Genomic DNA, 11,833 nt, shown 5'->3' with positions numbered 1-11,833 from the left:
CTGGACGAGGTGTTCGGTAAGTCGGTCGATATCGAGCGGGTTCTCACCCCGGAGGAACGGTGCCATCCGCTCGATCAGTTCCGGTGCACCAGCACCCCAGTAGGCTTCGCCGGTACCGACGATACCGGCGTCAGTGTAGATTCGGACGAGCGTCCACGGGAAGTTGCCGTCGACCATCGTCGTCTGGACGTCCGTGATCTCGACGTCACGGCCACCACCACGCTCGCGGGTGACGTTCATCGTCTCCGCCGACAGGTCCCGCATCGTGTACTCCGCGTTCGGATCGCGAAGATCCGTGTAGTCGACTCCCATGAGAAAATCATTACTCGCAACGGAAGTAATAGTTTCCATCACGAGCCGCCCCGGGGACTCGAGCCCGAATGGACGAATCCGTCGGCCCGCCGTTCGGCATCACTCGAGTCGGCAGTCACACGGTGTATGACCGCGTCTGGATCGACGCATAGAGATATCCACGATAATGTATAAACCTGTGTTCGGGAGCAGGCATTGGAAGCACAAACACGGGGATTTTTATCCACTCGAGACGCTACGGACGACCATGACTGATGGGCGGGGCGAGCTCCCCCGGCGAACAGGGATGACCGAAAAGTGCGGCGTCGTCGGCGTCTCACTGGACGGTCGATCGGCGGCGAGACCGTTGTACTACGCGCTCTATGCGCTTCAGCACCGTGGACAGGAGTCCGCGGGGATCGTCACCCACGATGGTTTCCAACAGCACAGCCACGTCGAGATGGGACTCGTGGGCGACGCCTTCGGCGAGGACGACCTCGACGGGTTAGCCGGTTCGGCCGGGATCGGACACGTCCGGTACCCGACCGCCGGCTCCGTCGATACCTCCTGTGCCCAGCCGTTCTCCGTCTCGTTCAAGAGCGGCTCGCTCGGGCTCTCACACAACGGCAACCTCGTCAACGCCGCGGAGATCCGCGAGGAACTCGCCGCCGTCGGCCACGCCTTCACCAGCGATGGCGATACCGAGGTCATCGCCCACGACCTCGCGCGCAACCTGCTCGAGGAGGACCTCGTGCGCGCGGTCAAGCGAACGATGGGTCGGATTCACGGTTCCTACGCGCTGACGATCAGCCACGACGACACCGTCCTCGGGGTTCGGGACCCACAGGGGAACCGCCCGCTCTGTATCGGGAAACTCGAGGACGGCTACATCCTCGCCTCGGAGTCGGCGGCGATCGATACCCTGGACGGCGAACTCGTCCGAGATGTCAAACCAGGCGAGTTGATCGTGCTAGACGAGGACGGCGACGGGTTCGACTCCTACCAGCTGGTCGAACACGAGAACACGGCCCACTGTTTCTTCGAACACGTTTACTTCGCCCGCCCGGACAGTGTCATCGACGAGACGCTGGTCTACGAAGCTCGCCGAAACCTCGGCCGAAAGCTCTGGGACGAAAGTGGCGTCGAAACCGACGTCGTGATGCCGGTGCCCGACTCCGGTCGGGCGTTCGCCTCGGGCTATGCCGACGCAGCCGGCGAGACGACCGCAGACGGTGAGCCTCGTGCAGAAGACGACGACGGCGTCGAGTTCGCCGAGGGACTGATGAAAAACCGGTACGTCGGCCGAACGTTCATCATGCCGACCCAGGACGAGCGCGAACGTGCCGTCCGACTGAAGCTCAATCCGATCAAGTCCACGGTCGAGGGCAAGACCGTAACCCTCATCGACGACTCCATCGTCCGTGGGACGACCTCGACACAACTCGTCCAACTCCTCAAAGACTGCGGCGCGGAGGAGGTCCACATGCGCATCGGTGCGCCCGAGATCGCCGCGCCGTGTTATATGGGGATCGATATGGCAACCCGCGAGGAACTGATCGCCGCCGACAAAAGCGTCGCGGAGATACGCGAAGCCATCGACGCAGATAGTCTCGCGTACCTCTCGACCGACGCCGTCGCAGCGGTGCTCGGCAAGGACCGGATCGACCTCTGTCTGGGCTGTGTGACCGGCGAGTACCCCTACGACATCGAGGGCGAGGAGACCGACCGGGACGTCAGCCGGCCCGACCTCGAGGGGCCGACGATGGCGGCCGACGACTAGTTCTCGACTCGCCCGTCGTCAGTAGACGACGTGTAACAGGACGTAGACGACGATTCCGAGCGCAAAGGAGATCAACCACAGGCTCGCGGCGATGCGACCGAACCGGGCGTGAGCCGTCCGGCGGAGTTCGTCGATGGGATGGGAGAACGCCAGCAACAGCACGTAGTAGAGAAACGGGATACAGACCACCGCGAGGAAGATGTGGATCGCGAGTAGCGGCAGGTAGACGAACTGGTAGACGGCGTCTGGTCCCGGAAACGGCTGTGGGCCGCCGGTCGCGACGAGTCGGTAGAGATAGAGGACGAGAAAGGCCACGAACAGGGAGAACGATGCGAGCATCGCGAGACGGTGTCTGTCGACGTTACCCCGACGGATCGCCCGCCAGCCGACCGTAATCGTGCCGATCGCGGCTGCGCTGATCGCGACGTTTACGTGCGGGATCAGATCGAGCACCCACTGGGGCGCGGCCGGCACCGTCGACTGGGGAATTCGACCGCCGGCGGCCGCGAAGACGACCGCCAGCGAAACGACACTCAGGACGGCCGTCAGCGTCCGGACGCGTTCTCGGGGGACGTATTCCATATTTTGACGTTCGACTGGGAGGGGAAATCGGTTTCTGTCCCGGACGAACCACGTGATAGCTCGAAGACGAGTAGCCAGACGGTCGCGCTCTCGACTATCGCGTCGGACCCATGGGTCCATAGCATCTGCTGTCGGAGTCGTTTGCTGGATACCGCATGCCAGTCGTCTCCTGACAACGGTCGAGACAGGAAGCAGTACTGCCGTTCGTTCGTCGACGGGCCTCGACAGGACTTCCGGTGAGACCCGTCGCTACTCGGTGTAGTTCTTCGAAGGAATTGTGCGTGGGTGATGTCCACGAAGGGAGATCACCTGCATCGTCGTGCTCGGCGGACACCGGAACCGTTGGTTCCGGGGTCGCCTCGCGGTTCGCGGTCGTTGACCGCGTGTGCGATGCGTGGGACCGGATTCGAACCGGCGGACCCCTACGGGACAGCGCCCTCAACGCTGCGCCGTTGGCCTGGCTTGGCTACCCACGCTCGCAGTCGTTCCGTCTTTCCGCACTCATTCGTATCCAGTGTGATTATAAAGCACTTTCCTTTCCGACGGGGCCTGCGAAGAGGTCACACGGGACGGATGACGACGACCGACTGGCCGCCGCCTGTAAAGGTTGAAATGGCGCAGTTGCCTAACTAGACCATGGCCAAATACTCGACGGGTTCGTCCTCCGGCGGCGGTGGGACGAACTGTGAACTCTGCGGTGCGGAGAGTGACTCCCTCGAACTCGCGTCGGTTGCCGGCGCGGAACTGGAGGTGTGTCCGAACTGTGCACCACACGACGACCAGAAGCGGACCGAGTCGAGTTCCCGCTCGCGCTCCGGGTCCGGCTCGCAATCGGGCTCGAGCAGTTCGGGCGGTTCCGGCGACACGGACGAGCCGAACCGCAAGCAGAAAGCGGCCCAGAACGTCGCGAAAGCCAATCCCGTCTGGGACGGTGACTCCGAACACTGGGAGAAAGAGGGGACGAACTACGACGACGATCCGCTGCCGTATCTCGTCTCGGACTACGGCGAAAAAGCCGTCGAGGCGCGACAGGACGCTGGCCTCCAGCGAGAAGAGCTTGCCGACGAACTCGAGGTTCCCGAGACGGACCTGCTCGCGGTCGAACAGGGGCGGGCTACGCAGGCCGGAATCGGAGGCGGGTTGATCGAGGCCCTCGAGGAGCGTCTAGACGTGACGCTGTCGGAGTAAAGGAGCGGACGACTCGTCGACTGCGACTCCGGCAACGGTGTCGGTATTGCTACTTCTATTGGTGTTGCTATCGAAACCACCATCGGCGGGCAGACTTTTACTGTCGGCCGTCACAGTGAAACCGATGAGCGGGCAACTGGCGGCAGCGGAACCGTACGCGACCCGGTTCGAGACCGAAGTGACGGCGATCGACGGTACGCGCGTCTGGCTCGAGCGAAGCTACTTCTACGCTGAGAGCGGCGGGCAACCGGCCGATCGCGGCCGCATCGGTGACGCCGAAGTCGTCGACGTTCACCTCGTCGACGGCGAGCCAGTCCACGTCCTCGCGGAGGAGCCGTCGTTTCGCGCCGGCACGCGCGTACTCTGCTCGATCGACTGGTCGTTTCGAATGTACTGCATGCGCGCACACACGGCCAGTCACGTCCTCTACGGTGCCGGGCGACGTCTGCTCGATGATCTCGGGTACGGCGGGTTCGATATCGGCGAGGAGAAGGTCCGGGTCGACCTCGAGACGAGCACGACGATCGACGACGAGACGGTGGTCGAACTCGACGAACTCGTAAACCGTGCCGTCTGGGAGTCCCGGCCGGTTTCCTGGGACGACGTTCCGGTCGCACAGGCCCGCAAGCGCGACGACGTCGCGTTCAACGAGGCGACCGAGGACGGCGCGTTCGAGAAGGGCCGTGTCAGGCTCGTTACGATCGGTGGCAAAGACGACAACGGAAACGGGGGGAACGGAGGTCGTTCGAGCGGCTTCGGAACCAACGGTACGGGGCCGAAAGTGGTCACCTCGAGCAGCGCCGGCGACGACCAGACGATGGGCGATGGCTCGGGGCTGGCGCTTTCGGACGGAGTCTGGGATGTCGCCGCTTGCGGCGGTACCCACGTTCGAAACACGCGGGAGATCGGACCGGTGACGCTGCTTGGTCGCGCTAATCCTGGAGAAGGACTTACGCGGATCGAGTTCGCGGTCGGGCCGTCGGCGATCGACCGCCGGACCGCCGAAAAGCGGGCGGCACTGGACGCGAAACGGACGCTCGATGCGACGATCGACGGCGTCTCCGAGGAGCTGTCTCGAGTCGTCGACGAGAGAGACGACCTCGCGGACCGACTTGCGGGGCGGGAGCAGGCGCTCGCCGCGGCACGGCTCGCAGGAGGGGACGTGTCGACGTTCGATCGCGACGGGGAAACCTGGCTCACGGCGACGGTCGGTGACCTGCCGATCGACGCAGTCAGTGAGGGGGTTCGAGAGCGTGTGAATTCGAGTTCGGAGCCGGACGCTCCGGTCGCCGGCGCGGTTGAGGCCGAAACGGGCGTGGACATCGTCGTCGCGGTCGGCGGTGACGACGCCACGTTCGCGGTCGCCGGTGCGGCCGACTCGGCGACGACATCGGCCACAGCCGTTCTCGACGAACTCGGCTCCGAGTTCGGCGGCGGTGGCGGTGGCTCCGATCGAGTGGCGCAAGGCGGAGGATTCGATGCCGCGCCCGAGGAACTCAGGCGCTACATCGAGTAAGGATCGGGGTGCTGTCGCATCGTGGACGGTAACATGGGGGTGTCCGTACAGGCATGACCGACAGCAACCGGTAGTGACTGTTACCGATACTAAACTGTTTCGTTCGTTTATCGGTCCGTGACCCGTGGCGTCGGCGTTGGACGAGAACTGGACCGGCACTGTATCGACGGCGTTCATTCGCCGGTGTAACCTATTCTTGCGCCCCCGGTGAAGGGGAGCCCATGAGCGTCGATTACTCGAAGCTCCGAGATCCGAACGCGGAGTACACGATGCGGGACCTGTCGGCGGAGGCGATGAACGTCTCCCGCGAGCGTGGTGGCGGCCGTGACGTCGAAATCACGGACGTCCAGACGACGATGGTCGATGGCAACTTCCCGTGGACGCTCGTTCGGGTCTACACTGACGCCGGTTTCGTCGGTACCGGCGAAGCCTACTGGGGTGCNCGTCCAGACGACGATGGTCGATGGCAACTTCCCGTGGACGCTCGTTCGGGTCTACACTGACGCCGGTTTCGTCGGTACCGGCGAAGCCTACTGGGGTGCCGGTGCGCCGGAACTGATCGAACGGATGGCACCGTTCCTTCGTGGCGAGAACCCGCTCGATCTGGATCGACTTACCGAACACCTCGTCCAGAAGATGTCCGGCGAGGGTTCGATCGGCGGCGTCACCGTCACCGCCATCTCCGGCATCGAAGTCGCGTTACACNGGCGAAGCCTACTGGGGTGCTGGTGCACCGGAACTGATCGAGCGGATGGCACCGTTCCTCCGGGGTGAGAACCCGCTCGATATCGACCGACTTACCGAACACCTCGTCCAGAAGATGTCCGGCGAGGGTTCGATCGGCGGCGTCACCGTCACCGCCATCTCCGGCATCGAAGTCGCGTTACACGATCTCGCAGGCAAGATCCTCGAGGTGCCGGCGTACCAGTTGCTCGGTGGGAAGTACCGCGACGAGGTCCGTGTCTACTGTGACTGTCACACCGAAGAGGAAGCAGCCCCCATTGCCTGCGCGGACGAAGCCGAACGCGTCGTCGAGAAACTCGGGTACGACGCCCTCAAATTCGACCTCGACGTTCCGTCCGGCCACGAGAAAGACCGCGCGAACCGCCACTTGCGCGAACCCGAGATCGAGCACNGACGTTCCGTCCGGCCACGAGAAAGACCGCGCGAACCGCCACTTGCGCGAACCCGAGATCGAGCACAAAGCCTCGATCGTCGAGGCGGTCACACAGCGTGTCGGTTCTAGAGCCGACGTTGCCTTCGACTGCCACTGGTCGTTCGCCGGTGAAAGCGCGAAGCGACTGGCACAACGGCTCGAGGAGTACGACGTCTGGTGGCTCGAGGACCCGGTGCCGCCGGAGAACCACGACGTGCAACGCGAAATCACCAAACGGACCGCGACACCAGTCGCCGTCGGCGAGAACGTCTACCGTACCCACGGCCAGCGCCGACTGCTCGAGGAGCAGGCGGTAGACATCATCGCGCCGGACATGCCGAAAGTCGGTGGCATGCGCGAGACCCGCAAGATCGCCGACCTCGCCGACCTCTACTACGTCCCCGTGGCGATGCACAACGTCGCTTCGCCCGTCGCGACGATGGGGAGCGCACACGTGGGTGCTGCGATTTCGAACGTGCTCGCAGTGGAGTTTCACTCCTACGAACTCGAGTGGTGGGAAGACCTCGTCGAAGAGGACGTCATCGAGGACGGCTACATCGAGGTGCCGGAGGAGCCGGGTCTGGGGGTGACGCTCGATATGGATGTCGTCGAGGAGCAGATGGTCGATGGTGAGGAACTCTTCGACGAAGCCTAACCTCTCGAGTCGGCAGCGTTCGGTGTTCGAGGGCTTCGCCGTGTCGAGTCCGAAACTCGGGTTTTCACTGTTCGACTGTTCAGCCACACAGGAAGCGTCCAGACGCGAGCGGCAAGAACGGCGAGAACGGGAGGAGAGTTAGCCTTCCATGCCGCCGAACGAGAGCCCGCTCTCGACGTAGTTCTGGGCCGCGAAGTAGATGATCGCGACCGGGAGCGCGAACAGGATCGCGAAGGCCGCGAACTCGGTCCACGGCGTCTGGTACTCGTCGGTAGCGAGCGCGTAGAGTTCGACAGATAGCGTGTAGTTCTCCGGTTGCAACAGCGTCTGTGCGATGATGAACTCGTTCCATCCCGCGAGGAACGTGAAGATCAGGACGACGGCGATACCTGGCTTCGAGAGCGGCAGAATGACCTCGCGGATGACCTGCCACTGGCTCGCGCCGTCGACGATCGCCGCTTCCTCGTAGGAGATGGGGATGTTGTCCATGAACGTCTTCAACAACCAGGTGTTGAACGGAATCGCGCCCGCGGCGTAGAACAACCCGAGTACGAGCAGGTTGTTGCTCAGTCCGAGGTTGACGAACAGGGCATACAGCGCGACCAGCGTCGCGATCGACAGCCCAGCGCCGACCTGGGTGAACAGCACGTAGCCGTAGAGTATCTTCTCACGGCCGCGGAACTTCCGCCTCGAGAGTGCGTACGCACCGGGGATGATGACCGACAGTGAGACGCTGACCGTTACGAAGACGACGATTAGGCTGTTGAACACCGCGCCGGGTTGACCGAACTCGCCGTCTTCCCAGAAGAAGTCCGACTCGAACAGCACCCAGCGGTAGGCGTCCAGGTTGTACGTCGAGGGATCGGCAAACAGCCCCTCGGAACTCAGCAGGGCAGTACCCTGTGAGAACGAGGCGGAGATGATCCAATACACCGGGAACATCACGACGAGCACTAGCGCGACCGCGCCCGCGCTACCGGCGATCGTCTTCCCGACGTCGGCGACGCTTCGTCGTCCCGTTCGAACCTGCTTGATCGTCGTTTTGAGGTCGTCAATCATCGTTACCCACCCCGTCGGCGAGGTCGCCTTTCTTCACTGCCAGCCACATGAACATACCAACGAACGCAAGCGCCGTGACCATGATCGCCGAGGAGAGCGCGTACTCGTTGAGCTCGATCGCTTCGCGGAACCCGTAGACGAGGATCAGCTCGTTGTCACGGGCCGGCCCCCCGCGGTTGAACACCCACGGGACCAGGAACTGCTGGAACGAGGCTGCCGCGGTGAGAATCGAGGCGAACATCGTCGGTCGCTTGATCGCCGGCAACGTCACGTGACGGAACCGATGGAAGTAGCCCGCACCGTCGACCTTGGCGGCGTCGTGGAGTTCCTTGGGTACGTCCTGTAGGGCGCTGACGATGATGATCACCATGAACGGGTACGCCAGCCAGACTTCGGTCGTCACGTAGGAGGCGAAGGTACTCCAGCGGCTCCCGAACCACGCGATCGGAACGTCGGCAAGCAGGAACTCCGGTGCAGAGACTGCGGCGAAGAAGATTACCGAATCGATCACGCCGACGAGGCTCGTCACGGCGGAGTTGTACATCGAGAGGATTTCGTTGAACGGCCCGAACCGCGCGCTGCTGAACATTCCCCGCCAGACGGTGATGGAGAAAATTTCCGGGAACCCGAGCGGGACGATTACCAGCGCTCGCATGTAGCGTTTTCCACGGACGCGAGCGTGCGTGAGGATCATCGCGATGGCGATCCCGACGATTATCTTGGCGACCACGCTCACCGTCAGGAACAGCCAGGTAACGCCCAGTGAGTTCCAAAACTGGGAGTCGGTAAACAGCGAGATGTAGTTGTCGAATCCGATGAAGTTCGCTTCACCCCCGATAACTGTCCCGGTGTGGGTCGCGTCCGTAAAGGAGAGGTAAATCAGGAACGCGATCGGGAACAGCATGAACGAGAGGAACAGGACGATGCCGGGCGCGACCAGAACGAACGCGAGCCAGTCACGATCCCGCAAAGAAGCGGGAAGCCGCTGCTGACCGCGTTCCGTGACGCGCTCGAAGAATGACGTGGACATGGTAAGTTAGACGACCGAACCGTGATTAGTCCCAGCGATCCCGTATCTCTTCGGCTGCCGCTTCCATCGCGTCGCGGGGGGTCTCCTGGTCGTTGAACACCTGCTCGAGGCCGTCCTCGACCGGGTTCCAGACCTGGTCCATGCGATCGTGAGCGGGCATCTGGACGCCCATGGAAACGGTTTCGGCGAACGCGGCGACATCGTCACCGAGATCGTCGTCGTCGGCGTAGTCCTGATGAACCGGAATGAACCCGTGGTTCTCGGCGTTCGTGAGGATCGCGTCCTCGTTGGTGGCGTGCCACTCGGCCCACTCGACGGCCGTCTCGACTTCCTCTTCGGGTGCGTCCTGGAGATTGCTGGTGAAGTACCAGAGCTGAACTCCGGTGTAGGGCGTCGGATCGCCGCCCTCGATATCGGGCATAGAGGTGACGGTAACGTCGACGCCCGACTCACGGAAGCCGTCGACCTCCCAGGGTCCGTTGATCGCGAACGGTGCGTTACCGTCGGCGAAGACCGGAATCTGGACGTCGTACTCCGGGTCAGCCGGCACGTACGGCCAGAGGTTCTCTTCGAGCAGTTCGACGCCCTCGATGAACTCGTCCTCGTCGATGTGAGTGTCCTCAGTCTCCGAGTCGAAGAACCGACCGCCGAACGCCTGGACGAACGAACTGATGAAGTACGGGTCAGCGGGCGGACAGGAGAGGCCGTACATTCCCTCTTCGGGGTTGTGGTACTCCTCCATGATCTCGACCATCTCGTCGAGCGTCTCCGGTGGCTCGTCGACCATCTCCTCGTTGCACATCAGCGTCGTCGTCTCGGAAGCATACGGGATGCCGTAGACGCCACCCTCCCAGCGTGCGGCGTCGGCCGCCGCGCTCGTGAACGTCTCGTCGAGGTCGATCGAGAGGTCGTCTGACGCGTCGTACACGAAGTCGCGGTCGTAGTACGTTCCGACCCAGTCGTGGGCCCACGCGAACGTCTCAGGCCCCTCACCGGACGGAATCGCCGTGTCGAGCTGGTCGACGATCTCCGGCACCTGTTGGACACCGATCTCGTTCTCACGACCCTCGTTGAACGCTGCGACGTGGTCCTCGAGGTCCGCCTCTTCCGAGTCGGTGAAGTCGTGCCAGAGAGTCGTCCCCTCGTCGCCGTCGCCGCCGAGACAACCGGCGACGGTTAGCGTAGCCATCCCACCGATCCCCGCCAGGAGCTTCCTGCGTTGCATTGGCATGAAAGTAGTTACGAATTATGTCTTCATATATTTAATCGTTAGGGTTGAGCGCTCTCGCCCCTACTCATACGGAAAATGACGTATTTCGAAGTTACGCCTAGAACGTGTGGTGAAATATTACATCCCTAATTGACGTTTTTGGGAAAGATTTTATGTTATCGGGACGAACTGCTGCCAAATGGCACGGGTCACCATAGACTCCCTCCGCAAGGAGTACGACGTAGGACGGGTCGTCGCGGTCGACGACCTGGACCTCGAGATCGAAGACGGTGAGTTCGTCACCGTCGTGGGGCCGTCGGGCTGTGGAAAGACGACGACGCTTCGAATGCTGGCGGGCCTCGAGAAGCCGACCTCCGGAACGATCGAGATCGGTGGGAAAGATGTCACGGACGTACACGCGAAGAACCGCGACGTCGCGATGGTCTTCCAGAACTACGCGCTGTACCCCCACAAGACCGTCTACGAGAACATGGCGTTCGGGCTCCGAATGAGCACCGACATGAGCGAGCAAGAGCGCGAGGAACGCGTCGTCGAAACCGCCGAGATGATGGATATCGACGAGCTCTTGGAGGACAAGCCGGACGAGCTCTCCGGGGGACAGAAACAGCGGGTCGCGCTCGGACGAGCGATCGTCCGCGAGCCCGACGTGTTCCTGTTCGACGAGCCACTCAGCAATCTCGACGCCAAGCTCCGGACGACCATGCGCGCCGAGATTCAGCGGCTACAGGAGGAGTTGGACATCACTGCCGTCTACGTCACACACGACCAGGAGGAAGCGATGACGATGGGCGACAAGATCGTCATCCTCAAAGACGGCAAGCTCCAGCAGGTCGGCGCGCCAAACACCGTCTACAACGAGCCGGCCAACCGGTTCGTCGGAGGATTCATCGGGTCTCCGTCGATGAACTTCGTCCACGTGGGCGTCGAAGAGGCCGGCAACCAGCTCGTGTTGCACGACGACGACGGGTTCCGCTACCCGCTCTCCTCGGAGTACTCGAGCCAGCTCCCGATCGAACGGGGCGACTCCGTGATCGTCGGCATCCGGCCGGAACACGTCTTCCCGGCCGACGGCGACGGAATCGAAACGACCGTCAAGGTCGTCGAACCGGTCGGCAGCGACAACTACCTCTACCTCGATCTCGGCAGCGACGTGGACGACTTCATGGCTCGCGTCCCCGCCGACTTCAAGCCCGAGCCGGACGAACGCGTCACGATCACGTTCGAGGACAAGAACGTTCGCCTCTTCGACGAGGAGACCGGCGACTCGCTGCTCCACGAGAGCAAAGCGATTTCGACCCCGACGCCGTAAGCGACCGCGCTGTGTTTCGGGGACGCCGTTCGTCCC

The 11,833-nt window shown here is 62.8% G+C and carries 8 protein-coding genes, 1 tRNA gene and 3 pseudogenes; 6 read left to right on the top strand and 6 right to left on the bottom strand.

The features are described 5' to 3' along the window. Nucleotides 1–312 (bottom strand): annotated as a pseudogene (locus C446_RS03460) (mandelate racemase/muconate lactonizing enzyme family protein); the annotation flags it as partial. A gap of 286 nt (nucleotides 313–598) precedes the next feature. Here C446_RS03460 and purF point away from each other — a divergent pair. After that, nucleotides 599–2,071, top strand: coding sequence for an amidophosphoribosyltransferase (gene purF, locus C446_RS03455; protein ID WP_006671671.1), 1,473 nt, complete (start codon nucleotides 599–601; stop codon nucleotides 2,069–2,071). Between the two features lie 18 nt (nucleotides 2,072–2,089). Here purF and C446_RS03450 read toward each other — a convergent pair whose 3' ends face one another. Both C446_RS03450 and C446_RS03445 read right to left on the bottom strand, forming a co-directional pair. Then, nucleotides 2,090–2,653, bottom strand: a complete 564-nt coding sequence (locus C446_RS03450) for a DUF420 domain-containing protein (protein WP_006671670.1) — start codon at nucleotides 2,651–2,653, stop codon at nucleotides 2,090–2,092. 391 nt (nucleotides 2,654–3,044) lie between these two features. Continuing rightward, nucleotides 3,045–3,129, bottom strand: a tRNA-Leu gene (locus tag C446_RS03445). Nucleotides 3,130–3,289: 160 nt separating this feature from the next. Here C446_RS03445 and C446_RS03440 point away from each other — a divergent pair. The 4 genes and pseudogenes from C446_RS03440 to C446_RS03425 form a co-directional block, all read left to right on the top strand. Continuing rightward, entirely contained in the window at nucleotides 3,290–3,841 is a 552-nt protein-coding gene (locus C446_RS03440; RefSeq protein ID WP_006671669.1) for a helix-turn-helix domain-containing protein, read from the top strand. 124 nt (nucleotides 3,842–3,965) lie between these two features. Further along, a complete protein-coding gene (locus C446_RS03435) occupies nucleotides 3,966–5,357 on the top strand; it encodes an alanyl-tRNA editing protein (RefSeq protein ID WP_006671668.1) in 1,392 nt (463 codons plus the stop codon). A 456-nt stretch (nucleotides 5,358–5,813) separates the two neighbouring features. Then, nucleotides 5,814–6,131, top strand: a pseudogene (locus tag C446_RS20675) (hypothetical protein); the annotation flags it as partial. Beyond that, nucleotides 6,064–7,168, top strand: a pseudogene (locus tag C446_RS03425) (mandelate racemase/muconate lactonizing enzyme family protein); the annotation flags it as partial. The pseudogenes C446_RS20675 and C446_RS03425, both read left to right, overlap by 68 nt. 138 nt (nucleotides 7,169–7,306) lie before the next feature. On the opposite strand, the gene C446_RS03420 reads toward C446_RS03425, so the two are convergent. The 3 genes from C446_RS03420 to C446_RS03410 are packed head-to-tail and all read right to left on the bottom strand — an operon-like array spanning nucleotide 7,307 to nucleotide 10,482. Next, the gene (locus tag C446_RS03420) at nucleotides 7,307–8,227 is read right to left on the bottom strand and encodes a sugar ABC transporter permease (protein ID WP_006671667.1); all 921 of its coding nucleotides are present in this window, start codon (nucleotides 8,225–8,227) and stop codon (nucleotides 7,307–7,309) included. After that, entirely contained in the window at nucleotides 8,220–9,257 is a 1,038-nt protein-coding gene (locus C446_RS03415) for a carbohydrate ABC transporter permease (RefSeq protein ID WP_006671666.1), read from the bottom strand. The genes C446_RS03420 and C446_RS03415 overlap by 8 nt, the downstream gene beginning before the upstream one ends. Before the next feature lie 25 nt (nucleotides 9,258–9,282). Further along, a complete protein-coding gene (locus C446_RS03410) occupies nucleotides 9,283–10,482 on the bottom strand; it encodes an extracellular solute-binding protein (RefSeq protein ID WP_006671665.1) in 1,200 nt (399 codons plus the stop codon). 184 nt (nucleotides 10,483–10,666) lie between these two features. On the opposite strand from C446_RS03410, the gene C446_RS03405 reads away from it, so the two are divergent. Further along, nucleotides 10,667–11,797 carry an ABC transporter ATP-binding protein gene (locus C446_RS03405; RefSeq protein ID WP_006671664.1) on the top strand — a complete coding sequence of 377 codons (1,131 nt, stop codon included), beginning with the start codon at nucleotides 10,667–10,669 and terminating at the stop codon, nucleotides 11,795–11,797. The last annotated feature ends 36 nt before the right edge of the window (nucleotides 11,798–11,833 follow it).

The sequence above is a fragment of the Halobiforma nitratireducens JCM 10879 genome (assembly GCF_000337895.1).
Lineage (GTDB): Archaea > Halobacteriota > Halobacteria > Halobacteriales > Natrialbaceae > Natronobacterium > Natronobacterium nitratireducens.
Note: the sequence above shows the minus strand (reverse complement) of the source record. Positions and strands in the feature narration are given on the sequence as shown.

What these genes read in the sequence shown, in the direction of transcription:
- purF (WP_006671671.1), top strand. Translation starts at nt 599, where the DNA reads ATGACCGAAAAGTGCGGCGTCGTCGGCGTCTCACTGGACGGTCGATCG.
- C446_RS03450 (WP_006671670.1), bottom strand. Translation starts at nt 2,653, where the DNA reads ATGGAATACGTCCCCCGAGAACGCGTCCGGACGCTGACGGCCGTCCTG.
- C446_RS03440 (WP_006671669.1), top strand. Translation starts at nt 3,290, where the DNA reads ATGGCCAAATACTCGACGGGTTCGTCCTCCGGCGGCGGTGGGACGAAC.
- C446_RS03435 (WP_006671668.1), top strand. Translation starts at nt 3,966, where the DNA reads ATGAGCGGGCAACTGGCGGCAGCGGAACCGTACGCGACCCGGTTCGAG.
- C446_RS03420 (WP_006671667.1), bottom strand. Translation starts at nt 8,227, where the DNA reads ATGATTGACGACCTCAAAACGACGATCAAGCAGGTTCGAACGGGACGA.
- C446_RS03415 (WP_006671666.1), bottom strand. Translation starts at nt 9,257, where the DNA reads ATGTCCACGTCATTCTTCGAGCGCGTCACGGAACGCGGTCAGCAGCGG.
- C446_RS03410 (WP_006671665.1), bottom strand. Translation starts at nt 10,482, where the DNA reads ATGCAACGCAGGAAGCTCCTGGCGGGGATCGGTGGGATGGCTACGCTA.
- C446_RS03405 (WP_006671664.1), top strand. Translation starts at nt 10,667, where the DNA reads ATGGCACGGGTCACCATAGACTCCCTCCGCAAGGAGTACGACGTAGGA.